The organism is Neptunitalea chrysea (assembly GCF_027924145.1).
GTDB lineage: Bacteria > Bacteroidota > Bacteroidia > Flavobacteriales > Flavobacteriaceae > Neptunitalea > Neptunitalea chrysea.
Map to the genome: position 1 here is coordinate 14,564 of NZ_BRVP01000010.1, position 25,160 is coordinate 39,723.

The window sequence follows — 25,160 nt, forward strand, 5'->3', positions numbered from 1 at the left end:
CTTTGGCAATTTACATTTTTTTACATACAAAACCTACTTATTTCACAATCTACTCAAATTTCATGAAATTTATCAGGTTTAGGGAGTAAATTCTTTTAAAATATGCTTTAGCTTTTCAACCGTAACTGGCTTTACAATAAAATTACTAACACTTGAGTATTCTTCGGCTTTGTTAAAATCGGTAGGGTCTATTGAGGACGAAACTATATAAATAGTTACCGGCTTAGGTATTTCTATAGCCATTATTCTATCTAAAAACCCCCAGCCATCCATAATAGGCATGTTTATATCAAGCAATATTAATTCGGGTAAGCTGGTTTCACTTTTAATTATAGCCGTTAATGCATCTAATGCTTCTTTTCCGTTATTGTAAATTAAAATGCCATTACAAAAATTGGCCATTTCCATAATACGTCTGATACCAAATACAAAAATTGGATCGTCATCAATAATACAGGCCAGATTAATTTTCTTCATGCTTACTCAAATAAACTTTAAAAATACTTCCTTTATTTACTTCACTTTCCACCTCAATTTTTCCCCCCATAGCCTCTACTTGGTTTTTGGTAAGAAACAATCCAATACCCCTACTATCTTTATTTACATGAAAAGTTTTATACATACCAAATAAGGCATCTCCGTACATTTCAAGATCAATACCTAATCCATTATCCTTCACGTTCAATACTAAAAACGTCCCTTTCTCTTCGGTAAATATATTTATTTCAGGTATACGCTCATCAGATCTGTACTTAATGGCATTACTAATTAAATTTAGCAGGACACTATCTAGATATGCCGGATTATATTTTACCTTTAAATCTTCAGATACATTTACCACTACTTTACAATGTGTTTCTAAAATAGTTCCTGTTAACACACTAAGAACCTTGTCAATATAAGACTTTAAATTTAATATTTCCAAATCATTCCTACGATCGGTATGTACCTGAACCACCTCGTTAAGGTTACTTATGGTCTCGCTAAGATCTATAACGGCTTTATTAATGTAAGTCACTATTTCATTAGCAAAAATGTTAGGATTTTGCTCCTTAATCAAATCCATGAGCATCGTAAGATTTCCTGAATGCGATCTTAAATTATGCGATACAATATGCGCAAAATTTAATAAACGCTTATTCTGATCTGAGGTAACATCTAACAAAGACTGGATCTTCTTCTCTGCTTCTACTCTGATAGTTATATCTGTAACTTGAACTACAAAGAACAACGGATTCCCTACATGATCATTTATCATTGAGGCAGAAAGCAACCCGTAAATTACGCTCCCTGATTTACTTAAATATCGTTTTTCTATTTTAAAGTCTTTAATTTCACCCGAGTAAAACTTCTTAATAGAAGCTACACTCTTCTCAAGATCATCAGGATGTGTAATATCTCTAAAAGACTTTCCTATAAGTTCTGTTTCCGAATATCCGAATATCTTGCAAAGGCTTTGATTTACCATAATGAATCTACCGGTCACATCACTTACGCCCATACCCGTAGAGCCTTCATAAAAAATCTTCTCAAAAACCTCCTTTTGCTTTTTATTTATATTCTCACGAATCCGCGTATCAGAGAAATCATGAATTAAACCATATATTCGTACACACTCCTTTCCTTCAAAAACAGGAATACCAACAACTCTAACCCATTTCTTATTTTTCTTTGCAGTAGTTAGCTCTACAAATAAATCATAACGCTCATTACTTACAAGCGCTATTTGAAAATGTTCCTGTAATATTTCTAATTGATCTCCCTCAAAAAAACTAAAAGCTTCTTCTAAAGTAAGCTTTACATCCTGCGAAAGCTCATGTATAGCATACGTTTCTTTACTCCAATAAATTGTTTCATTTACTAAATCTATATCCCAACTGCCCATAACAACATCACTATAGCTAGGGGAAGATTTTCCACCATCTACATTACCCCAAGAAACAGGATTCATGTCTTCAGATTCATTCATTAAATTTATATTTAAGTACTAATAGCTAATTGAAAGTACAATTTTTTTTTGAAATATAATATAACCTTATCACAAAGTGCTTCTTAGTCTCTTTCTTAAAGCATCTATAATATCCCCAAATTCCATTTTTTACTAGAAGCGCTTCATATTCCCAATCACACTATTCTGTAAATAATCCTTTAGAATACATAGGAAATGGCATGATAAAACTCCACTTTTTTCACATCTCTAAAATAGAACTAACATTTTTTATAAAAATCTATCGATTTGATAGTAAAATGGTCAAGACATGCCCTAATTTCAGAAAAACCTAATGTGGAAAATTTTTGCAAAGGTTGTCCGTTATTCATTTTTTGGAAGTATTCACTTACCAATACAAACAAAGTGAACTCTATTAAAAAAAAATTAGGTCTATCCTTAAAAATAATTTCATTTTTTAAAAGTTAAATCTATTCCCAATTTCACAAAAAATGAAGTTAGCATAATGATTATTAGCGATATAAAATTAAAATCTTAAAAAATTCTTAAAATACTCCAACAAATAAACAACCATCCGCTATTTACACCGCCATTTCACCTGCCATTCTTCACAAATTAATAACCTGGTAAATCACTCCTATTCATAAAAGATACTATATTTGCATCAATAAAACCTATTTATAACTAATAATCTTCAGGTAAATGAATTTAGCTATCTCCTACATTATCATTGCTATTTACTGTTTTTCTTTAATGTTAATTTTTTTCTACAGTTTAGCACAGCTAAATCTTCTTATTAACTACCTTGGTTTTAAACGAAAAACTGATGACGCCCCAAAGTTTAACCTTTTGGATCCGAATGAAATACCTATGGTTACTATACAATTACCTCTTTACAATGAGAAGTATGTTGTAGAACGTTTATTAGAAAATATCTCTAAAATAGAATATCCTTTAAATAAATTAGAGATTCAGGTTTTAGATGATTCAACAGATGAATCTGTTGAAGATACCGCAAAATTAATTGCCGATTTACAAGAAAAAGGAATCGACATTCAACACATAAGAAGAACCAACAGACAAGGTTTTAAAGCAGGCGCTTTAAAAGATGGTCTTGCAATTGCTAAAGGTGAATTTATTGCCATTTTCGATGCCGACTTTTTACCAGATAGCGATTGGTTAAAGAAAACCGTTATCTATTTTAAAGATTCTGAAATTGGTGTGGTGCAAACCAGATGGGGACATATTAACCGTGATTATTCTGTTTTAACAAGAATACAAGCATTTGCTTTAGATGCTCATTTTACCTTAGAGCAAGTTGGTAGAAACTCTAAAGGGCACTTTATCAACTTTAATGGTACAGCTGGTATTTGGAGAAAAGAATGTATTATCGACGCAGGAAACTGGGAAGGTGATACATTAACTGAAGACTTAGATCTTAGTTATAGAGCTCAATTAAAAAATTGGAAGTTTAAATATCTTGAAGACGTAGAAACCCCTGCTGAATTACCGGTAGTAATTAGTGCTGCACGTTCTCAGCAGTTCAGATGGAACAAAGGTGGAGCTGAAAACTTTAGAAAAACGGCTAGTAGAGTACTTTCTGCTAACGGTATCGATTTTAAAACTAAGTGCCACGGAATTATGCACTTACTAAACAGCTCTATGTTTTTATTTGTATTTGTGGTGGCTATTTTAAGCATCCCTATGCTCTATATTAAAAACTCTTTTGGTCATTTGGGTTGGGTATTTGAAATGACAAGCTTTTTTATTGTAAGTACTATTATCTTATTTGTTTGCTATTGGTTCACTTATAAGAGCATTCAGGGTAGCAGTTTTGATAGCTTTATAGATTATATTAAATTGTTCTTTACCTTTTTCTCTGTTGCCCTTGGTTTTTCGTTACACAATTCTGTAGCGGTTATTCAAGGACACATGGGCAAACGTAGTGAGTTTGTAAGAACTCCTAAGTTTAACATTAACAATCTTAAAGATACTTGGAAAGGCAACAAATACATTAATACCAAATTGTCTCCTAACATGATTTTTGAGGCTATTTTAATGTGTTACTTTATGTTTGGTATGTACAGTGCTACACAATTAAACGACTTTGGTATGTTCCCATTTCACTTTATGTTATTTGCTGGTTTTGGATTTGTTTTCTATCAGTCGTTAACTTCTAAAGTATAAGCTAAAAAAATTTATATAACCATAATATAAAACAACGGACGCCTTTTTAAAAAGGCGTCCGTTGTTTTTATAAATAAGGTATTCTATTAAAATATCCTACTAATACCCACAGTAGTATCTACTAATAAAATACTAAACACCCCACTTACAATAATAAACTTTAAAATGTTATGCAGTAAAAGGTATCCTTTTTTATCATGTGTCTTCCAAACCAACACCATAAATAACACCAATAAAATAGTGGTAAAATAGAAGTAGTACTCCATTTTTCCTATATTATAGTATTGTATTAGCAACACCCCGGGAATAAGTGTTAATCCCGTTGTAACAGTAATAACCCACTTAGAGATACGTTCTCCAAACTTAACCGGTATGGTTTGATAATCGGTTAATAAATCTCCTGTTAAGTTTTCTAAGTCCTTAACAAATTCTCTCAATAAAATAAGTAAGAACAAAAAGGTTGCATGTACAAAAATCACCAAATCAAAGTTGTTGTAATGCACAAACACCGCAAAGAAAGGCATAATAGAAAGTACAGAAGAAATAAAATTACCTACAAACAACACCTTCTTTAATCTATGCGAATAGAACCATATCCAGAAAATATACATAGAAAAGAATACCACCGCTCTAAACGACACATAACTAGCCGCTATAATGGCCATAAAATTTAGTAAAAAGTACACCACAAGCTGGGTGTTTTGCTTTACTAAACGATCTATCTTAGACTTTAAAGGCTTGTTAATAACATCCTTCTCTGCATCGTAGAAATTATTAATAATATAACCACCAGCAATTGTCAATGCAGACGCCGTTACAATCATAAACAGATTCGCATCAAATAACACATTTCGCAATGACAAGGTATCAGGAGCCAATATGAATATAGAGGCTAAATACTGAGCTAAAGTAATAATAAGAATATTATACCCTCTAATAACAGAAAACAAACTAAGTAGCTTTAAAAAAGCCATTTTACGGACACTTCTAGCCATAAAAGTTTTGTGTTTATATTAAGGGTCGGCAGGCCTTTACCTCAACATCATGTATCAAAAGTTGTAAATCACTTTTAATTGGTGTCCTTCTAGAGCTTTTTGAGCTTTTTCTATATCTTCAGTAAAACCTAAGATATATCCGCCGCCGCCAGAACCACATAGTTTAAGATAATAATCGTTAGTATCAATACCTTTTTTCCAAAGCTCATGAAAAGTAGCCGGAATCATTGGTTTAAAATGATCTAACACTACATGAGAAAGTTTCTTAATATTTTTAAACAACGATTTCACATTCCCTTTTAAGAAATCATCAATACAGGCATCGGTATAGATAACAAACTGATCTTTAATCATTTTTCTAAAACCATCTTGCTTCATGTTTTCCATAAACATTTGCACCAACGGAGCCGTTTCACTTACAACTCCACTATCTAATAAAAACACCGCTCCTTTACCCCCTTCTCTCTGAGAAGGAATACCTGCAGGCTCAATATGGTCTTTAGAATTTATTAGTATAGGAATGCTTAGGTAGCTATTTAAAGGATCTAAACCACTCGATTTTCCATGAAAATAACATTCCATTTCAGAGAAAACAGCTTTTAACATCAATAGTTTTTCTCTAGTAAGATTTTCAAGTACGGTAATCTTATTATGGGCATACTGATCGTAAATAGCAGCTACTAACGCACCACTACTGCCTACTCCGTATCCTTGCGGAATGGTACTATCAAAATACATCCCTTCCGTTATATCTTTCTTAAGCGCTTTTAAATCAAAAGAAACCAATTCTGGCTTTTCCTTTTGGATTTTCTCAAGATAAGCTGTAAACGCTTGTAAGTTTTCATTTGATTTTAATGCAGCTTCAGATGTATTACCATCATTCTTTAAAGCTCCATTATAAAAGTTATATGGCACCAATAATCCCTTAGAATCTTTGATCATACCATATTCTCCAAATAAAATAATCTTCGAATAAAATAAAGGTCCCTTCATAAATCAAACTTTCCTCGAAAATCGAGATGTAACACTTTAGGCTTACCACCTAAAATTTTTATTTTATAATTATAGCTTAGTAGCTCCCTTTCCTACCTGATCGCAAATATACTGCTGATTTTCACAAAATTGCGCCAATTCCTCCTTAATAAATGCCAAAACCTCCGTTTTTTCATTTTCAGGGTATAAAACGTGTACATTTGCACCAGCATCTAAGGTAAAACAAACATGTAATTTGGTTTTTTTTCTAAACTCCCAAATTTTATTAATAACCTCAAGTGTATTAGGTTTCATTAAAATAAAATAAGGCAAGCTAGTCATCATCATTGCATGCAAAGTTAACGCCTCACTCTCTACCAATCTAATGAATGCTTTTAAGTCTCCTTTCTTTAAAACCCCCTTTAAAGTACTTATATTTTTTTCAGCTTGTTTAAATCGCTTTTTAGCAAACGGATGAAAATGCATTAAATCGTGCCCTACCGTACTACTAACTGTTTTCTCCCCTTTGTCTACTAACAAAATAGTATCCTGAAAGTTATGAAACACCTCATGTATACTGTGCGGATGTTTAATTGCATATTCATTACTACTCCCATTAATATCTTCGTTCTGTCCCCAAACCATCATTGGCCCTTTAAGACTTCTACAAGCACTCCCCGAACCTAATCTGGCAATAAACGAAGCTTTCTCCATAAAATAGTCAGACTCCATTTTCTCTTTCACCAATTGCTCTTCCATACTCATAAGACAAAGTGCCAAAGCACTCATTCCACTCGCAGAAGAAGCTATCCCACTACTATGCGGAAAAGAATTGGAGGTTTCAATGGTAAACTCATATTCTTTAAGAAATGAAAAATATCCATCTATGTTATCAAAAAACTTTTTAACTTTAGGCTCAAAGCTTTTTTTACGCTCTCCTTCAAATACTACTTTAAAGTTAAAATCTTTTGCTCTTTTTTCTAAATACCTGTAATGCAATGTAGTGGTGGTTGCACAAGTATCTAATGTAAAACTAATAGAAGTGTTAGCAGGTAACTGCACAGGTTTTTTACCCCAATATTTAACTAAGGCTATATTGCTAGGCGATTTCCAAGTAACGCTCCCTTCTAAAGCCTTCTTAGAATACTTAGAAGGCGTGAATTTTTTCTTAGACATTCCAGAGTTTTATATTTGTCTTTGACCTGAAACAAATATACAAGGTTTCCACTAATGTCCTGCAGTTTCAATATTAAATTTGTTGAGATAAATAAGACTAAAAAATAATTATTCTAATTTTCTTATAAAAATGTACGTCTTAATTTCAAATATCTTACATTCAATATGTAACATAACTAGTTTTAGTATAACTTATACCCAAATACCAAAACCATGAAATTACTTTTACAACTTGAAGAACTAGCCATGTTTATAGTAGGAGGCTAATTATTTTATTTACAAGACATTCCATTTGCGTGGTTTTTTCCTCTTTTATTACTACCAGACATTGGTGCCTTAGGGTACCTTATTAATAATAAAATAGGAGCAATAGGCTATAATATTTTTCACCATAAAGGTATTGCTATCCTATTTTATGCAGCTGGATTTTATTATCAAAACAGTACACTAACCATTATTGGAATTGTTTTGTTTACGCATTCCTCTATGGATCGTATCTTCGGATACGGATTAAAACACAACAAAGGGTTTAAGTTTACACACTTGGGAAATTTAGGTGCTAAATGAATATAGAACAATTATATAACTTCTGTTTATCTAAAAAAGGCGTGACAGACAGTTTTCCGTTTAATGAGGATACGCTAGTTTTTAAAGTAGCCGGCAAAATGTTTTGTCTAACTTCTTTACTAGACTGGGAATTAGGAACTCCTAAGCTAAATCTAAAATGCGATCCTGAAAAATCTGAAACACTCAGAGCTACCTACGAAGCCGTTAACCCTGGATTTCATATGCATAAGAAATATTGGAATACTGTAACACTGCATTCAGACTTGAGTGACATAGAAGTAACAAAATTAATAACCCACTCTTACGAAGAAGTAGTAAAAAAAATTACCTAAAAAGAGGCAATCTACTATATGAGTAGACTTTTATCGTGATAACTCTGCATTATAACGTTATTTTTAGGAATCATCTCAATCATATTATAATTTAGCCTTTAGGTGAACAGCCTAAAATAGTTTTACAGGTTTTGACACCCCCAAAAATTAAAAGACCAAATGAGTCATTTGGTCTTTTTTCCATAATAAAAAAGCACACATTTTAAGTTAGGCATCGTGTGCTTTTTTTATACCCATATATGAACTGCTTTGTGGGTAAGCCTACAAAGCAGTTCATCTCAATTTTCTAGTCTACTATCCTACGATATTAATAATTTTCCCTGGTACTATAATTACCTTTTTAGGTTCTCTACCATTTAACTGTGCCTTGGTACGCTCATCTGCTAAAATGATCTCTTGGATTTCAGGTACTGAAAGCTCTAAAGACAATTCTATTTTAAAACGCATTTTACCATTAAATGATACAGGGTATTCTTTGCTGCTTTCTACTAAGTATTTTTCCTCAAATTTAGGATAGGCAACCATAGCAATAGAACCTTCATAACCTAAACCTGCCCAAAGCTCTTCTGCAATGTGCGGTGCATACGGAGAAACCAATACCGCCAAAGGCTCTAAAATAGCACGGTGGTTACATTTTAATTTCCCTAACTCGTTTACACAAATCATAAACTGAGACACTGAAGTATTAAATGAGAAATTCTCAATATCTTCTGTCGCTTTTTTAATGGTTTGGTGTAATACCTTATACATTTCTTTAGTAGGCTCTGCATCGGTTACTTCAAACCCGTTATCGGTGGTATACAAACGCCATAGTTTTTTAAGAAAACCTGAAACCCCTGTCATACCAGCAGTATTCCAAGGTTTAGCCTGCTCTAATGGCCCTAAAAACATTTCGTACAAACGCAACGTATCTGCCCCATACTCAGCACAAATATCATCTGGGTTTACTACATTGTATTTAGATTTCGACATTTTCTCTACCTCTCTACCTACAATATATTTTCCATCTTCTAAAATAAACTCAGCATCTTGATAGTCTTGATATAATGGATGCGCCTTAAACGCCTCGATATCCAACTCGTTAGTTACATCATTTATGACAGTTAAATCTGCATGAATAGGGTATACAGTTTTATCACCTATAAGACCTTTAGACACTAAAGTCTTAGCATCTTCAGTTCTATACACAAAAGCACTATTCCCCAAAATCATTCCTTGGTTAATTAGCTTCTTAGCATACTCATCTACCGGCACTACTCCTTTGTCAAATAGGAATTTTTGCCAGAAACGAGAATACAGTAAGTGCCCTGTAGCATGCTCACTACCTCCTATATATAAATCTACATCTTTCCAGTAGTTTAACGCCTCTTGTGATGCAAACTCCTCGGTATTACCTGCATCCATATAGCGGTTAAAATACCAGCTACTACCAGCCCAACCCGGCATGGTATTAAGCTCTAAAGGAAATACCGTTTCATGGTCTATTTTATCGTTAGCCACTACCTCATTATTAGCAGTATCCCAAGCCCAAACTGTGGCGTTTCCTAATGGTGGCTCACCTGTTTCGGTTGGTAAATACTTTTCTACCTCCGGTAATCTTATCGGTAAATGCTCATCGGCAATCATTTGCGGCATTCCGTTTACATAATATACAGGGAAAGGTTCTCCCCAATAACGTTGACGGCTAAATACGGCATCACGTAAACGATAGTTTACCTTCGCTTTACCAGCACCAATGGCTTCTAGTTCTTCAATCACTTTTTGTGTAGCCTCCTTGTACCCTAATCCATCCAAGAAATCAGAACATTTTAAAACAAACCCTTGCTTAGCCGCAAAAGCTTCCTCCTTAATTACCTCATCAGAAGTATCGATTTCCCCATTAGCGGTTAGAGGACTAAAAATATTCTTAATCTCAGGCATTCCGTTGGTTCCTTTAAAGAAATTGGCAAACGCATAATCACGCTCATCTCCACATGGTACTGCCATTACAGCTCCGGTACCATAACCTGCCAACACATAATCTCCAATCCATATAGGAATAGGTTCTTTAGTAAACGGATGCTCTGCATACGCACCAGTAAATACCCCCGAAATGGTTTTTACATCGGCCATTCGCTCACGCTCGCTACGCTTTGCGGTTGCTTCTATATAAGCTGCTACCTCAGCTTGTTGTTCCTCAGTAGTTATTTGTGCTACTAAATCGTGCTCTGGTGCCAATGTCATAAACGCAACTCCAAAAATAGTATCAGCTCTGGTGGTAAATACCTCAATAGTAGCATCGCTTTGCTTAACATTAAAAGTTACACTAACTCCTACCGATTTACCAATCCAGTTACGTTGACTCTCTTTTAACGATTCGGTCCAATCAATTCGGTTTAACCCTTCTAGTAAACGCTCTGCATAAGCAGAGATACGCATACTCCATTGAGTCATTTTTTTACGAACTACTGGATGTCCTCCACGTTCAGATACCCCGTTTACTATTTCATCATTTGCTAATACTGTACCTAAAGCTGGACACCAGTTCACTTCGGTTTCCGCTAAATAGGTTAAACGGTATTGTAACAGTATTTTTTGTTGTTCTTCTCCCGTAAATCCGTTCCATTCTTCTGCTGTAAAAACAGCAACATCCTCATCACAAACAGCCTTTACACTTGCGTTTCCTTCCTTCTCAAAAACAGTAATAAGGGTAGTTATATCTTCAGCTTTATCGGCCGTTATGTTGTACCATGAATTAAACAATTGGATAAAAATCCATTGTGTCCATTTGTAATATTCAGGATTCGATGTACGCACCTCTCTGTTCCAGTCAAAAGAAAATCCAATCTTATCTAATTGCTCACGGTAACGCTTAATATTCGTCTCGGTAGTAATAGCAGGGTGTTGCCCTGTTTGAATGGCATATTGCTCTGCTGGTAGTCCAAACGAATCATACCCTTGTGGGTGTAATACATTAAAACCTTGATGACGTTTGTAACGGGCTACAATATCAGAGGCAATATATCCCAGCGGATGCCCCACGTGTAACCCTGCCCCTGAAGGATAAGGAAACATGTCCAGCACATAATACTTTGGTTTATCGCTGTTGTTAGAAGCTTTAAAAGTCTGGTTTTCTGCCCAATATTGTTGCCATTTGGCTTCAATTTCGTTTGGATTATAGTTCATTACTGTATGTTTACTAATTACCTGAATATTCTATTAAAAATCGGTGTCAAAGGTAATTATAAAAGTTAAGTTAACAAGCCTGCCTAGCTACGGAGTTTACAACTAAAGACTTTACCACAAGTACATATACTAAAACTATCATAAACCTATTTGACAAATACAGCTAAAATTGTAATTTATAAATACTTTTTACAACCAACCAATAATAACTTTTTCTGAATGACTAACAAGAACATTGGTTTAGTACTATCGGGCGGTGGTGTACATGCATTAGCACACGCAGGTTTTTTAAAAGCATTAATTGAAAACGGTATTCAACCAACACACCTCTCGGGTACTAGTGGCGGAACACTTATTGCTGCCCTATATGCCACCGGATATCAACCCGATGAAATGCTGGCTTTTTTTAAGAAAACGCCTTTGTTTAGTTTTTAATTAACTAAACAGACCTATCTTAATGAAATCTAAAATTGTACTTTTGGTTAAATCAATACTAAATAGTCAGTTACTCTAAAAATAGCACCACAAAAAGAACACTATGGGATTCTTTAATATTTTCAACAAAAAGAGACAAGTTGAACCCAATTACAAATTAGGGTTGGTACTATCTGGTGGTGGTATAAGAGCATTGACACATGCCGGTTTATTAAAAGCCTTAGATGAGAACGGGATTCAGCCTGATTGTATCTCTGGCACTAGTGGAGGTGCACTTATTGCGGCGCTATATGCTACAGGTTACTCTCCCGAAGAAATGATTACGTTTTTTAAAGAAACTCCTTTGTTTAGTTTTTCGCTGTTTGCTCTTAACAAACCCGGGTTGGTTGATAGCGAAAAATACGAGCACCTTTTAAAGAAGTTCTTTTATAAAGAAAATTTTGAAGATCTGAATACCCCCATTACAGTAACAGCTACTAATTTAAACACCGGCAAACTAGAGTTTTTTGACTCTGGTGAATTAATAAAACCTTTACTGGCTTCCTGTGCGCTACCTCCTTACTTTTCTCCGGTTTCTATTAACAACCATTTATATTCAGATGGTGGACTATTGAACAACTTTCCGTACGAACCTCTTGTAGATACTTGTGACTTTACTATGGGTAGTTTTGTTAACCCAGTTGCGGAAGTAGCTAACAAGGATATTAACAACACCTTTAAATTATTACAAAGAGTAATTACCATAAGTATGGACGCTAATTACTATCATCAATTTAGTCAATGCCATTATGTTTTTTTACCCCCTGAAATATATACCGTTGGTATATTGGATGTAAAAATGATAGTGAAAGCGTTTGAAATTGGTTACGAACATGCCCAAAACGAAATGCCTAAAATTTTAGAGTTGTTAAGACAACAAAATGAACTACTGAAGGCCTAAGATAATTTATTCACGCTTTCAAAAAAGGATTTAGAAACATTACTAATTAAAAATGATGTTGCCTATGGCAGGTATAGCTTCATTTAAGTATTGCGCATAAAAAAGCCTGCAATGAGTTGCAGGCTTCTATACTATAAGGGGACTACCCTACTATTCTTCTTTGAAAAGAGCTTCTGCTTTAGCAATAGCAGCATCCATATTCTTCTGAACCTCCTCTATTTCTTTGTTGTAAGGCTTAAGAGATTCTGTTTCTTTTATAATTTCATCATCCGTTTTATCATGAAGTCTATCCTCTTCATACGGAAAATCATCACTAAAACGATGCATCCATTTCATCATACCACTATGCGCCTTATTTAATTCTTGTAGGGTAAGTTTGTATTTTGTGACATCTTCCTCAGCACCCATTCTAACTTTCACTTCACATTGCATTTGATACTTAGCTATAACACCCATCTTAGCCATAGCTTCGTCATGCAATTTGATCGTTTTATCAAATAAGGTATTAAACTCTTTTTTATAATCTATTTTTTCCTCACAGCTTACCATTACTAAAACAGCCGTTAAGAACATTAAAACTTTATTTCTCATTTTTCTTTTATAAATATTTAAACATAAAAGTTTCTTCTTGAAAGAATACTTTATTAATTATTACCAAATACTACTAAACAATAATTGGTGGTTTTAAACACTGCTTCTCATATAAAAACTGATACTGCTCTGAATTTGAAAACCTACTTAATTCTTTATTTATCATTACTAAAGGTTCAGAAGGTATTTCATAAGATGATACTTCTATAAAGAAAACAGGAAGTTCTACTTTTTTAAAATTGACTTGTTTAGAGTCTTTACTCTCATCTGCCACCTTTTTCGCTAACTCCTTCTTAAGATAACACATTCCATTGCAATGCATCTGAGGTTTTTCTTTGTTAATACAAAGCTCGTTAGCTATATAATCATAGTTCACCACATAATCCAATACCGGAACTAATGGATTTGCCAAAACAAAAAATGATATTATTAGCCATACATACCTCACCTTGCAAATATAACAAGAAAGTATCCCATTTACATTTCAAAATTGCGCCTTCAGATACTAAAACCGAATTACCATGTAAAAAACTAAGCTCAAAATACAATATACCTTAGTAGTAGTTGTTTACATATAATAAACAAGGATAGAGATAAGTCTATAAATATTTAATTCAGATTATCTCGTAAAGAGCTCTTAAAGTTTTATATCTTTAATTTTACTTTAGTACTTTTACAAAAATTTATATTTAGATTACCAGCATCATTCTATGAGTACAACATCATTTGATAAATTTCAAAAGCGTAAATTAATTTCATCGTATTTCTCAGTTACTCTGAGTATTGCCTTAATTCTTTTTTTACTAGGTACTTTGGCGTTTGTTGTTATCAACTCTCAAAATCTGGTAAATCATATTAAAGAAAACTTAGTGGTAAATGTGTATCTGTCTGCAGCTGCTAAAGAAACCGAAATCAATCAGTTTCAGAAAACGCTTGCCATGAAGGAATACACAAAATCAGTTACTTATGTTTCTAAAGAAGAAGCGGCAGAAGATTTAATGAAAACGTTAGGTGAAAACTTTGTTGCCTATTTAGGAGACAATCCGCTACAAAATTCAATAGACTTACATTTGAAAGCCGATTATGTTACCGAGGAACAACTGGCAGATATTGCTATTGAAATTAAAGGAGCTACATTTGTAGATGAAGTAGCTTACGATATTCCGCTTGTTAGTTTGTTAAACGACAATATAAAAACCATAAGCTATTATATGCTTGGTGGTTGCGGATTTATCTTATTTATTTCTATACTGCTTATCAACTCTTCTATTCGTCTTTCTATTTATTCTAAGCGTTTTATTATTAAAACCATGCAAATGGTTGGTGCTACTAAGCGTTTTATTAGAAGACCTTTTATATTTAACAATATTAAATTAGGCATGATTGGGGCTGTTATAGCCATTGCAGCATTAACTGCCTGCATGTCGTTTCTGGATACTAAATACCCTACTATAAAATTATTGAGTAATGTACCTATGGTAACAGCTATATTTGGAGGTATTTTTATATTTGGAATACTTATTAGCTGGTTGAGTACATTTTTTGCTACCTCCCGCTATTTAAACTTAAGAACAGACGATTTATATTATTAATACTTGAAGATCATATAAAATGAAAACGAATAAGCCCACGAAACAGAACTTTATCTTTCAGAAAAAAAATTACCGGTTAATGTTAATTGGTTTGGCCGTTATAGCCCTTGGGTTTATTTTAATGAGCGGTGGTGGAAGCGATGACCCTAATGTTTTTAACGAGGATATTTTTAGTGTTAGAAGAATACGTATAGCACCAACCATGGTTTTAATAGGGTTTGCAATTGAGGTAGTGGCTATACTATACAACCCAGACAAGAAGAAAAAAGAAGAATAGTTTTCTATATCAAAACCATCAACTAACTAATCCATAGATATGAACTACCTACAGGCCATTATATTGGCAATCATTGAAGGCTTAACAGAGTTTTTACCGGTTTCTTCAACCGGACACATGATTATTGCGTCATCATTTTTCGGAATTGCATCTGAAGATTTTACTAAGTTATTTACGATTGTTATTCAGCTTGGTACTATTGTATCGGTAATTGTATTATATTTTAAACGATTCTTTCAAAGTATTGATTTTTATCTTAAACTTTTTGTAGCATTTATACCAGCTGTAGTTTTAGGACTAACATTGAGTGATTTAATCGATAGCCTTCTGGAAAATCCTATAACAGTAGCAATTTCATTAATTATTGGAGGACTCTTCTTAATTAAAGTAGATGACTGGTTTGGTGATGGAGAAGAAACCGAAATATCATACCTTACGGCATTGAAAATTGGATTTTTTCAGTGTTTAGCAATGATTCCGGGTACCTCTAGAAGTGGAGCTACGATTGTTGGAGGTATGACACAAAAACTATCAAGAACAGTAGCTGCTGAGTTTTCATTCTTTTTAGCAATTCCTACAATGTTAGGGGCTACACTAAAAAAATCATACGATTATTATCAGGAAGGATTTGTCCTTAACCAAGAACAGATTAACTTATTAATTATAGGAAATGTTATAGGCTTTATTGTAGCTATGATTGCTATTAAGTCGTTCATAGGATATTTAAGCAAGCATGGTTTTAAAATGTTTGGTTATTATAGAATTATTGCTGGGGCAGCCATTTTGATTATTCACTATGGTATTATGAAATTAACCATTGTATAAGTGCAGTTAGAAGATTTTAAAGAAGGACAACTATTATTAATAGATAAACCCCTTACATGGAGCTCATTTAATGCTGTAAACAAAATTAAATGGGCCATCTTAAAAAAATATAAACTCAAAAAAATAAAGGTAGGACATGCGGGAACATTGGATCCGCTAGCCACTGGACTTTTACTTATTTGCACTGGTAAGTTTACCAAAAAAATACAAGACCTACAGGGACAAGTAAAAGAATATACAGGCACCCTAGTATTAGGAGGTACCACGCCTTCGTATGATATGGAGACCGAAGTAGACCAAACTTTTGAAACTACCCATATTACGGAAGACTTAATTTACGCTACTACAAAACAATTTTTGGGTGATATTATGCAATATCCTCCAATTTTTTCCGCTTTAAAAAAAGACGGTAAGCGTTTATATGAATTTGCTAGAGAAGGTGAACAAGTTGAAATTCAACCTAGGCAAATTACCATTAACGAGTTTGAAATAACTGGAATTACCTTTCCTGAAGTTCATTTTAGAGTGGTTTGTAGTAAAGGTACCTATATACGATCTTTAGCACACGACTTTGGAAAAGCACTTAATTCAGGTGGGTATCTTTCTGCTTTAAGAAGAACCAAAATTGGAGAGTATAGTGTAGATAATGCCATCTCTCCTGAAGAATTTGTAACAGAACTGAATGCTTTATAATTTTTTTATAGATAAATTAACTAGTTGTAAAAAAAGTATTTACGTATTGTTTATTAGGTTTCGCCGCATGAACAGTTATAGATACGTTGTATCTGCATGCCTATCATTTTCCATTCTTTTGGTTATGCTTTTATGCGTTGGTGCTATTCATTTTAAAAGCTATACGTATACCGAGGAGCATTTTATTGAAATGACTACCGAAAAAAAGAAAGAAGAAGTTGAAAAGAAAAAAGCAACAACTAAAAAGCTTTCTAACCACAAGGGAAAAATTACCCATAAAACCTATAACGATAAAATTAAAAGTGAGCTAACGGAAGAAGACAATCATCAAACGTTAAAAGAATTTTTAGCCAAGATGGATAAAAAATATTCCAAACCTCTAGCCGATAACCAAACAGCAGAAAATCTAAAAAAAGCAGAAGAGACCATTAAAAATACCAGAGAAGCAATAAAAAACTCTAAAGATAAAAACATCAGCGTACAAAATAGAAATACCGAAAAAATGACTACGGTTACCTACTCATTGGAAAACCGAATTGTAATTGGGGAAATACCCAACCCCATTTACACTTGTATCGCGGGAGGTGTTGTAGTAATTACTATAAAAGTAAACGGTAATGGTGATGTTATCGCTGCAAAACAAGATACCGAAACCTCTAACACCAAAGATGGTTGTTTGGTTGAAAATGCAATTACTTATGCAAGGAGCACAAAATTTAATGCCAACCCGCAAAATAAATCACAAGTTGGCACTATCACGTACGTTTTTCAATCTAAATAAATGTATTTATATCGTATAGCTTAAAACTTAAAATACATTAAACAAAGAGTTTCAATAAATCTTTTACAATACTCTTCCCCCTATCTTTATTATACCACAACTGTAGATATTGTTTAAAATCGGGTGTTAATTTACCGTACTGTTCTCTAAAATCTTCTACTAAATTAAGTGCAGCCTCGGGCCTTGGTCCAAAACTATCTATAATGTTATAATCTTCATCTACCACTAAAATTTTCGGTATAGAGCGTGTTCCATTTGTTAGGCACAGATCCATTAGATCTAAATTCTCATCTCTTAATACCAACCTGAAGGTAATATGATTACTTACTTCTACCACTTTATTAACCACAGGCAAAATTTGAGCAGCATCACCACACCAACTCTCCGTTATTGCTAACCAGGTAACTTTTTTGTCATACGTAGAAATAATTTCTCTATACTTCCCATCTATATTAATGGTTTTGTTTAACCTAAGCATTCGTTTATAATTAAGCTTTGTAAACAAGGTCATTTCTTCTGAAGGAACAGGTGAGCTAGATGCTCCGTCAGCCATCAATTTAGCCATAAGAGAAAGGTACTCTTGGTAACTCATTCCCTGTGCTATACTGTTTTCTATTATACTATTTACCTGTAAAGTATGCATCACATTATAATTTGCTTAAATCAAATATATAGGTCTTTTAATTTTAAAAACCTGACAATTGTCAGGGAGAAAAATAAAAAACACTAGATACCCATTTTTTTTATACCACAAACAATTAAAAATTAGTTGTTTGCACCTATACCTCCTTGAGCTACAAACGTTGCAAAATCTGAATCACTATAGTATATATTTACACAACTGTTAACTATAATAGCATCTTCGTACCTAAAATAAGTACCATTATCTAGCATACTAATGTTTATTTTACCCATACCACTAACAACATCTATATTGGCAGAAAGATCAAATGTTGCAGAAGCTAAAGGCATATCATCATCCATATCACATGAAATAAAAAACAAGAGATACCATCATTAAAGTAATTTTTAAAGTTTTCATAGCATTATTTTTAAATTAATAAGTTTCTTTGCTTTATGCACGGAAGAATAAATAGTATAATTTTATTAAAAAGAAATTAAGCATATTATGAAAAGATGCGGCTGGTGTGTAGGTGATATACTATACGAAAAATACCATGACGAAGAATGGGGAGTCCCTATACATGATGATGATAAACTCTTTGAATTTTTAATACTTGAAACTTTTCAGGCAGGATTAAGCTGGATTACAATTTTAAGAAAAAGAGAAAACTTTAGAGCCGCTCTTGACCAGTTTAATTACAAGAAAATAGCGCTTTACGACAATCATAAATTCGAAGAACTGTTGCAAAATGAAGGTATTATTAGAAATAAACTTAAAATAAAAGCCACTATTACCAATGCTCAAGCTTTTATAAAAATTCAGGAAGAATTTGGCTCTTTTAGTAACTATATCTGGAGCTTTGTAGACCATACCCCTATTATCAATACTGTAATCAATTATAAAGATGCTCCGGCAAATACTCCGCTGTCCGATGCGATTAGCAAAGATTTAAAAAAACGAGGATTTAAGTTTGTTGGAAGTACCGTTATCTACGCACATATGCAAGCAACCGGAATGGTTAACGATCATGAAGTAGATTGCTTTAGATACAACGAAGTGATTACAAAGTAGTATATCCGGGTAACTTGCTTAAAAATTCCATACGAGGTATTTCAATAGCTCCTAAACTGGCCAAATGATCTGTATACACCTGACAATCAATTAGGCTATAATTTTCTGCTTTTAGTTTTTGTACTAGTTGTATAAAACCAAATTTTGAGGCATTACTAACTTTACTAAACATACTTTCTCCACAAAAAATAGTGCCTAAATCTATTCCGTAAAGACCTCCTACCAAGGCCCCATCTAACCAAACCTCAACAGACTTAGCCACACCTTCTTCATGTAATTTACAATAAGCATCTACCATGTCGTTGGTAATCCATGTACCATATTCATCTTCTCTTTTAACACCTGCACAGTTTATTATAACCTCCCTGAAACATGTGTTAAAGGTTACCTTAAAATGCCCATCACGAATTACTTTACGCATACTTTTAGAAACTTTCAAATCATCTGGAAAAAGAACCATTCTAGGATCTGGAGACCACCATAAAATTGGCTGTTCTTCATCAAACCAAGGAAAAATACCTAGCCGATATGCCAACAATAAGCGTTCAGTAGATAAATCTCCTCCAACTGCAACTATACCTTCAGCAGAAGCTTCCTCAGGATGTGGAAATTGTAATACATCTGTTAAAAATCTCATATTCCGTCAAAATTATTTTTTTTATCATCAAAAAGTAATGTTATTTCTTTTTTATTTGACAAAAAATCGACAAATTTGTTATGTCTTTACAACTTTTTTTATTTCATCATTGCTTTTTGAGTTTGTTGTAAAGACAACCTAAAACCACAGAACTTAAGTCCCGGATACTCCGGGACTTTTTCATAAAAAAAGGTGCTTAAAAATAAGCACCTTTTTTATATCTTCTCATTCAGTTAGAATGGTAAGTCATCGTGATCTTCTTCTTTAAAATCATTAGCAGGCTCAAAAGCATCCATTGGAGGTACTGGCGGCATATCAGGTGCCCCACCAGACTGTTGTGGCATCATAGATTCTATTCTCCAGCCCTGAATAGAGTTAAAATACTTCGTTTCTCCCTGCGGGTTTGTCCACTCTCTACCTCTTAAATTGATACTAACTTTAACAGGCTGTCCAATTTGAAACCCATTTAAAGCATCACATTTATCCTGAATAAACTCAACAAGAATATGCTGTGGATATTGCTCTTCGGTGGTTACTACAAGTTCTCTTTTTCTAAAACCATTGTTACCAAAGGTTTGTGTATCACCAACTAATTTAATTTTTCCTATTACTTCCATAACTTTAGTATCGTATTACAGCTGTTAAAATTACAATTATTGCAAAACTACGTATTCTAGGTTAGTTACTAAAATGTTTATCCGTACAGACAATAAAATTCTACTATTTACTTTATATTTAAACAGATTTTGAAAACAGAGCATGTTTCTACAGAAAAGAAATACCATACGTTGGATTTTAATTGTATCCTCTTTTATTATTGTTAGTTTAATACTTTGGAATACGTATAATTTTTTCCAAAAGTTTAAAAACGAGGAACGTACTAAAATGGAAATCTGGGCTAATGCACAACAAACACTAATTAATGCCCCCACTACCACCTTTTCCTCTAATGGAGAAAGTGTTGATTTAGATTTACCATTAAAGATTTTACGTTCTAACAAATCGAATCCCATGATTTTGGTGAGCATTGATGGCTCTATACAGACCCAAAATCTTGATGAAAAAGAAGCAGAAGATAGTCTATACATACAGCAAAAAATTAAGCAGTTTGAAAACGAAAACCAGCCTATAGAGGTACTTGACAATGGTGAAAAGTTATCTACACTATATTATGGCAACTCTGATCTTTTAAATAAGCTGAAATACTATCCAATGGCCTTACTGCTCATTATTTTCCTTTTCGGTAGTGTTGTTTACTTTTTTTATAGAACAGCTAAAATATCAGATCAAAATAAGCTATGGGCAGGGATGGCCAAAGAAACAGCACACCAGATAGGGACACCTTTATCATCGCTTTTGGGGTGGACTGAGCTATTGAAAAGCATGGATGTTGATAGTAGTGTTACCTCTGAAATTGAAAAAGATATTGACCGCCTACAGACTATTACAGATCGATTCTCTAAGATAGGATCCATACCAAAGCTAGACCTTACCAACATTATTAAGGAAACTGAATCTTCTTATCTTTATTTGCAATCTAGAAGTTCTAAAAGGGTACATTTTTCTTTTGAAGCCCCAAATAAAGAATTATTTGTTCAGTTAAACTCACAACTCTATAGCTGGACAATTGAAAACTTGGTCAAGAATGCTATTGATGCTATGAGAGGTTCGGGTGAACTTAAAATTGCCATTTCTGAAACTGAGCAGCATGTAAAGATTAAAGTTACCGATACCGGAAAAGGAATTCAGAAACAAGATTTTAAAAATATTTTTAAACCTGGTTTTACCACCAAAAAACGTGGATGGGGTCTTGGATTATCATTAGTAAAGCGTATTATTGAAGACTACCATAAAGGCCGTATTAAAGTACTAACCTCTGAACTAGGCAAAGGTACAACCATGCAGATAAGTCTTAAAAAGGAGGGGTAATAAAATGATTATAGATTAGAAAAATCTCTCTTCAAAATTAATCCAATTTTTTTTGAAAACTTTTTACTCCCATTCCCGTTTAAATGAGCTGAATTATAAAAATTTGACATATGATTGGCCAATGAATCTTCAGAAAAATTCAAATAGTTAACTCTTTCGTTAATCTCATAAGATTCATATAGACTATCTAAATATTTTTTATTTTCAGCATGAAAATTAGAAAACTCAATATAATAAGGCGACCATATCATTAAAACCTTAACATTATTTATATCGGCATAGTGTAAAATTTCTTCAAAAACATCTATCCCTTTTTTATAAATATTACTATTAAAAGGTACCGTATCATTCTCTAGCAATTTTTGCATCGATTTATAATCTTTCTCGATCCATTTCTTGTCAACCCCAACATAACCGTTGCATATGTTTTCCCTTTCTGATTTTTTATTAACAAACTCTCTAAAAATTTTCATTTCATACCCTCTATATTTATACATAGGGAGGTATTTTCATATATAAATTCAGAATCAATATCTCCAATTACATTTTCGTATTCAGGCATATTTAAATAAGGTAAATACTCAAACTTATTAAAAAGCTTATTACCCGAACCCAATATAATGGCATCAACATCTAGTATTAGCAACTTTGGTGGTAAGTTATGGTTAACATAAGCATCCCATCTTATTTTTAATAAATTCAACGGTGTGCCACTTAATCCAATATTGTAACATGAAAACCCAGATACATCCTCTATTATACATGGGTCATAATGAGCAACTGCTCTAGAGTTTACAAAAACAACAACTTCGCTATTAATAGCGCCCTCAAAAACTTCATACCAAACATTATCATCGCAAACATTGTTCTCCCTAATTGCAAAATCGATACCAACCATCAATATCCATAGTACTATATAGATTATGACAAAAACTTTAGTAATATTTGTAAAAAAACGTTTCACCTTTAAAATTGAAAATAAATAAAACTTTGAGAATTATTTTTAATACTCAATAAAATAGCTAACACAGTCAAAGAAAACAGCGTATACTTTAACAATCTGGAATTCTTGTAAAACTTATTAAACACTACATCCTCATTACGATAAAACCATTCTATAATAAGAAAGAAAATTAGATAAACAAACAAAGGGATTATACTAACTGTATGTATTTGATAAGATGATATTGACATGTCATAATTGGTTACCATTCTTTTAATAAATCTAAGAGCATCAGATATTGAAGCTGCTCTAAAAAATATCCAAGAAAAACACACAAGTGTAAATGTAAATAACATTCTAACAACATCTGACCAAGTTGGTAGTAATCTATTTTTACTAATCTCCCCTAAAAATCTTCTATTTTTTTTCCATAATAATAATGGTAAAAAATAAATGGCATTTAAAAAACCCCAAAACAAAAAAGTCCAATTGGCTCCATGCTAAAAACCACTAACTAAAAAAATAATAAATGTATTCCTAATAACTTTAAGCAAAGTTCCTTTAGAACCACCTAAAGGAATGTATAAGTAATCCCTAAACCAAGTAGACAACGAAATATGCCATCTCCTCCAAAATTCAGATATATCCCTTGAAAAATAAGGGAATCTAAAATTTCTCATAAGATCAAAACCAAATAATCTTGCAAGACCTATTGCAATATCTGAATACCCCGAAAAATCACAATAAATCTGCACGGAAAATAGAACAACCCCTATAGCTAATGTAATCCCCGAATAACTTCCATAATTGGTGAAAATATCATCTACGTATATACTACAGTTATCAGCGATAACAATTTTCTTAAAAAACCCCCATAAGATCTGTTTACACCCTTCTACAGCTTTTGAGTAATCAAAAATTCTCTTTTTATAAAATTGCGGAAGTAAATGAGTTGCTCTTTCAATTGGTCCAGCAACTAATTGCGGAAAAAATGAAACAAAAGCCGAAAAATCTACAAAGCTCTTGGCAGGAGTAAGTTTTCCCCTATAAATATCTATAGAATAACTTAACGTTTGAAAAGTATAGAAACTGATTCCTACAGGAAGTAAAACATGCAAGTAAAACGAATCTAAAGTAAAGCCCAAAAAAGAAAAACCTGTAACAAAAGATTCAACAAAAAAATTGAAATATTTAAAAAAACCTAAGATTCCCAAATTAGAAAAAAGACTAATCATTAAATAAGTCTTCTTAATCTTAGGCTTAGAGCTCTCATATATTTTTTCCCCAATAATAAAATCAATAATGGAACTCAATAAAATCAAAAATAGAAATCTCCAGTCCCACCAACCGTAAAAAACATAACTTACAATAACAAGAAATATATTTTGAAATCTTAATGACTTATCTAGGACAAACCAATAAATCACAAAAACTATGAGAAAAAAATATACAAACTCTACCGAATTAAAAAGCATGCCTTATATTATATCTACAAATATGTTTGAATAGCTTTTGCTATAGCCGTAAACTCTTCTTTTTCCAACGGTACATTTTTCGCAAAACTCATATCACCCATTTCATTTAACGGAATTAAATGCACATGTACATGCGGTACTTCTAAACCTACCACAGCCATTCCTACACGTTTACATGGCATTGCCTTTTCTACAGCAATTGCAATCTTTCTAGAAAAAGCCATTAACCCCATATAGGTTTCTTCATCTAAGTCAAAAATCTTATTCACCTCTATTTTAGGAATACATAGCGTATGCCCCTTAGCATTTGGACTAATATCCAAAAAGGCTAAAAAATTATCATCTTCCGCTACTTTGTAACAAGGTATTTCGCCGTTTACTATTTTGGTAAATATAGTTGCCATAAATCTTCTTTTAAATAAAAAAATCCTTTGCATAAAGATACAAAGGATTTGGTATTTTATACTATTAAAAAATTACGCTCTGGTAATCTCTAAAATTTCCATTTTAAGAACCCCATTAGGAACTTTAATCTCTGCAATATCTCCAACACTCTTACCTAGTAGTCCTTTACCAATAGGTGAGTTAACAGAAATTTTTCCTGCTTTTAAATTCGCTTCACTCTCTGCTACTAAGGTATACTTCATTTCCATACCATTAGCTGCATTCTTTAATTTAACTGTTGAAAGTACTAGTACCTTAGAAGTATCTAATTGAGATTCGTCAATTAAGCGAGCATTTGCAAACGTTTCTTCCATCTTAGAGATCTTCATCTCTAACAAACCCTGAGCTTCTTTAGCAGCATCATACTCCGCATTTTCAGACAAATCTCCTTTATCTCTAGCTTCTGCAATAGCCTGGGAAGCACGTGGCCTTTCTATATCCTTTAACTGATTAAGTTCTTCTCTTAATTTTTTTAATCCTTCCGCTGTATAATATGATACTTTACTCATAGCTTCATCTATTTATAAATACAAAAAATCCCCTTGCTTTCTAAGAGGATT

28 protein-coding genes and 1 pseudogene are annotated in these 25,160 nt (G+C 33.0%); 12 read left to right on the top strand and 17 right to left on the bottom strand.

Going from position 1 to position 25,160, the window contains the following annotated elements; all coding sequences use genetic code 11:
• Positions 1-78 precede the first annotated feature (78 nt).
• Positions 79-477: a response regulator gene (locus tag NBRC110019_RS08450; protein WP_281754014.1), complete on the bottom strand. Its 399-nt coding sequence runs from the start codon at positions 475-477 to the stop codon at positions 79-81.
• Entirely contained in the window at positions 464-1,969 is a 1,506-nt protein-coding gene (locus NBRC110019_RS08455) for a sensor histidine kinase (RefSeq protein ID WP_281754016.1), read from the bottom strand. The genes NBRC110019_RS08450 and NBRC110019_RS08455 overlap by 14 nt, the downstream gene beginning before the upstream one ends.
• Before the next feature lie 681 nt (positions 1,970-2,650).
• On the opposite strand from NBRC110019_RS08455, the gene NBRC110019_RS08460 reads away from it, so the two are divergent.
• Positions 2,651-4,135 carry a cellulose synthase family protein gene (locus NBRC110019_RS08460; protein ID WP_281754018.1) on the top strand — a complete coding sequence of 495 codons (1,485 nt, stop codon included), beginning with the start codon at positions 2,651-2,653 and terminating at the stop codon, positions 4,133-4,135.
• Between the two features lie 86 nt (positions 4,136-4,221).
• On the opposite strand, the gene NBRC110019_RS08465 is transcribed toward NBRC110019_RS08460, so the two are convergent.
• The 3 genes from NBRC110019_RS08465 to NBRC110019_RS08475 form a co-directional block, all read right to left on the bottom strand.
• Complete coding sequence (locus NBRC110019_RS08465) at positions 4,222-5,130, bottom strand: geranylgeranylglycerol-phosphate geranylgeranyltransferase (RefSeq protein ID WP_281754019.1); 909 nt, start codon at positions 5,128-5,130, stop codon at positions 4,222-4,224.
• A gap of 54 nt (positions 5,131-5,184) precedes the next feature.
• A complete protein-coding gene (locus tag NBRC110019_RS08470; RefSeq protein ID WP_281754021.1) occupies positions 5,185-6,123 on the bottom strand; it encodes a mevalonate kinase family protein in 939 nt (312 codons plus the stop codon).
• A 69-nt stretch (positions 6,124-6,192) separates the two neighbouring features.
• Positions 6,193-7,278, bottom strand: a complete 1,086-nt coding sequence (locus NBRC110019_RS08475; RefSeq protein WP_281754023.1) for a diphosphomevalonate decarboxylase — start codon at positions 7,276-7,278, stop codon at positions 6,193-6,195.
• Between the two features lie 282 nt (positions 7,279-7,560).
• Between NBRC110019_RS08475 and NBRC110019_RS08480 the strand changes: the two are divergent.
• Both NBRC110019_RS08480 and NBRC110019_RS08485 read left to right on the top strand, forming a co-directional pair.
• A pseudogene (locus NBRC110019_RS08480) lies at positions 7,561-7,845 on the top strand (DUF4260 domain-containing protein); the annotation flags it as partial.
• Positions 7,842-8,177 (top strand): MmcQ/YjbR family DNA-binding protein, encoded by a 336-nt coding sequence (locus NBRC110019_RS08485; protein ID WP_281754025.1) that lies wholly within the window; start codon positions 7,842-7,844, stop codon positions 8,175-8,177. The pseudogene NBRC110019_RS08480 and the gene NBRC110019_RS08485, both read left to right, overlap by 4 nt.
• Before the next feature lie 294 nt (positions 8,178-8,471).
• On the opposite strand, the gene leuS is transcribed toward NBRC110019_RS08485, so the two are convergent.
• Positions 8,472-11,342: a leucine--tRNA ligase gene (gene leuS / locus NBRC110019_RS08490; RefSeq protein ID WP_281754027.1), complete on the bottom strand. Its 2,871-nt coding sequence runs from the start codon at positions 11,340-11,342 to the stop codon at positions 8,472-8,474.
• 219 nt (positions 11,343-11,561) lie between these two features.
• Here leuS and NBRC110019_RS08495 point away from each other — a divergent pair, with 219 nt between their 5' ends.
• Both NBRC110019_RS08495 and NBRC110019_RS08500 read left to right on the top strand, forming a co-directional pair.
• Positions 11,562-11,777, top strand: a complete 216-nt coding sequence (locus NBRC110019_RS08495) for a patatin-like phospholipase family protein (protein WP_373876996.1) — start codon at positions 11,562-11,564, stop codon at positions 11,775-11,777.
• 103 nt (positions 11,778-11,880) lie between these two features.
• On the top strand, positions 11,881-12,717 hold the full coding sequence (locus NBRC110019_RS08500; protein ID WP_281754028.1) for a patatin-like phospholipase family protein: 837 nt from the start codon (positions 11,881-11,883) through the stop codon (positions 12,715-12,717).
• 150 nt (positions 12,718-12,867) lie between these two features.
• Here NBRC110019_RS08500 and NBRC110019_RS08505 read toward each other — a convergent pair whose 3' ends face one another.
• Both NBRC110019_RS08505 and NBRC110019_RS08510 read right to left on the bottom strand, forming a co-directional pair.
• On the bottom strand, positions 12,868-13,308 hold the full coding sequence (locus tag NBRC110019_RS08505; protein WP_281754029.1) for a hypothetical protein: 441 nt from the start codon (positions 13,306-13,308) through the stop codon (positions 12,868-12,870).
• Positions 13,309-13,381: 73 nt separating this feature from the next.
• Complete coding sequence (locus NBRC110019_RS08510) at positions 13,382-13,720, bottom strand: hypothetical protein (RefSeq protein ID WP_281754032.1); 339 nt, start codon at positions 13,718-13,720, stop codon at positions 13,382-13,384.
• A 298-nt stretch (positions 13,721-14,018) separates the two neighbouring features.
• Between NBRC110019_RS08510 and NBRC110019_RS08515 the strand changes: the two genes are divergently transcribed.
• From NBRC110019_RS08515 to NBRC110019_RS08535, 5 genes are all read left to right on the top strand, one after another.
• On the top strand, positions 14,019-14,900 hold the full coding sequence (locus tag NBRC110019_RS08515) for a cell division protein FtsX (RefSeq protein WP_281754033.1): 882 nt from the start codon (positions 14,019-14,021) through the stop codon (positions 14,898-14,900).
• Positions 14,901-14,919: 19 nt separating this feature from the next.
• Positions 14,920-15,177, top strand: a complete 258-nt coding sequence (locus NBRC110019_RS08520) for a DUF3098 domain-containing protein (protein ID WP_281754034.1) — start codon at positions 14,920-14,922, stop codon at positions 15,175-15,177.
• Between the two features lie 39 nt (positions 15,178-15,216).
• Positions 15,217-16,002: an undecaprenyl-diphosphate phosphatase gene (locus NBRC110019_RS08525; protein ID WP_281754035.1), complete on the top strand. Its 786-nt coding sequence runs from the start codon at positions 15,217-15,219 to the stop codon at positions 16,000-16,002.
• The gene (gene truB / locus NBRC110019_RS08530; RefSeq protein WP_281754036.1) at positions 16,003-16,695 is read left to right on the top strand and encodes a tRNA pseudouridine(55) synthase TruB; all 693 of its coding nucleotides are present in this window, start codon (positions 16,003-16,005) and stop codon (positions 16,693-16,695) included. It abuts the gene before it with no gap.
• Positions 16,696-16,762: 67 nt separating this feature from the next.
• The gene (locus tag NBRC110019_RS08535) at positions 16,763-17,476 is read left to right on the top strand and encodes a hypothetical protein (protein ID WP_281754038.1); all 714 of its coding nucleotides are present in this window, start codon (positions 16,763-16,765) and stop codon (positions 17,474-17,476) included.
• 37 nt (positions 17,477-17,513) lie between these two features.
• Here NBRC110019_RS08535 and NBRC110019_RS08540 read toward each other — a convergent pair whose 3' ends face one another.
• Positions 17,514-18,119 carry a thioredoxin family protein gene (locus tag NBRC110019_RS08540; RefSeq protein WP_281754041.1) on the bottom strand — a complete coding sequence of 202 codons (606 nt, stop codon included), beginning with the start codon at positions 18,117-18,119 and terminating at the stop codon, positions 17,514-17,516.
• Between the two features lie 122 nt (positions 18,120-18,241).
• A complete protein-coding gene (locus NBRC110019_RS08545) occupies positions 18,242-18,481 on the bottom strand; it encodes a hypothetical protein (protein WP_281754043.1) in 240 nt (79 codons plus the stop codon).
• A 124-nt stretch (positions 18,482-18,605) separates the two neighbouring features.
• On the opposite strand from NBRC110019_RS08545, the gene NBRC110019_RS08550 reads away from it, so the two are divergent.
• A complete protein-coding gene (locus NBRC110019_RS08550) occupies positions 18,606-19,172 on the top strand; it encodes a DNA-3-methyladenine glycosylase I (protein WP_281754045.1) in 567 nt (188 codons plus the stop codon).
• On the opposite strand, the gene aat is transcribed toward NBRC110019_RS08550, so the two are convergent.
• The gene (aat, locus tag NBRC110019_RS08555) at positions 19,162-19,809 is read right to left on the bottom strand and encodes a leucyl/phenylalanyl-tRNA--protein transferase (RefSeq protein ID WP_281754047.1); all 648 of its coding nucleotides are present in this window, start codon (positions 19,807-19,809) and stop codon (positions 19,162-19,164) included. The genes NBRC110019_RS08550 and aat overlap by 11 nt on opposite strands.
• Positions 19,810-20,042: 233 nt before the next feature.
• Positions 20,043-20,426 carry a DUF3127 domain-containing protein gene (locus NBRC110019_RS08560; protein WP_281754049.1) on the bottom strand — a complete coding sequence of 128 codons (384 nt, stop codon included), beginning with the start codon at positions 20,424-20,426 and terminating at the stop codon, positions 20,043-20,045.
• Between the two features lie 142 nt (positions 20,427-20,568).
• Here NBRC110019_RS08560 and NBRC110019_RS08565 point away from each other — a divergent pair, with 142 nt between their 5' ends.
• Positions 20,569-21,738, top strand: a complete 1,170-nt coding sequence (locus NBRC110019_RS08565; RefSeq protein WP_281754051.1) for a sensor histidine kinase — start codon at positions 20,569-20,571, stop codon at positions 21,736-21,738.
• Positions 21,739-21,746: 8 nt separating this feature from the next.
• Here the strand turns inward: NBRC110019_RS08565 and NBRC110019_RS08570 are convergent, their stop codons facing one another.
• From NBRC110019_RS08570 to greA, 5 genes are all read right to left on the bottom strand, one after another.
• A complete protein-coding gene (locus NBRC110019_RS08570; RefSeq protein WP_281754053.1) occupies positions 21,747-22,235 on the bottom strand; it encodes a hypothetical protein in 489 nt (162 codons plus the stop codon).
• The gene (locus tag NBRC110019_RS08575) at positions 22,208-22,636 is read right to left on the bottom strand and encodes a hypothetical protein (protein WP_281754055.1); all 429 of its coding nucleotides are present in this window, start codon (positions 22,634-22,636) and stop codon (positions 22,208-22,210) included. Before NBRC110019_RS08575 ends, NBRC110019_RS08570 begins: the two co-directional genes overlap by 28 nt.
• A gap of 545 nt (positions 22,637-23,181) precedes the next feature.
• Positions 23,182-23,916, bottom strand: coding sequence for an MBOAT family O-acyltransferase (locus NBRC110019_RS16895; RefSeq protein ID WP_373876997.1), 735 nt, complete (start codon positions 23,914-23,916; stop codon positions 23,182-23,184).
• A 254-nt stretch (positions 23,917-24,170) separates the two neighbouring features.
• Complete coding sequence (locus tag NBRC110019_RS08585) at positions 24,171-24,560, bottom strand: HIT family protein (RefSeq protein WP_281754058.1); 390 nt, start codon at positions 24,558-24,560, stop codon at positions 24,171-24,173.
• A gap of 72 nt (positions 24,561-24,632) precedes the next feature.
• Entirely contained in the window at positions 24,633-25,109 is a 477-nt protein-coding gene (greA, locus tag NBRC110019_RS08590) for a transcription elongation factor GreA (RefSeq protein WP_281754060.1), read from the bottom strand.
• Positions 25,110-25,160 lie beyond the last annotated feature (51 nt).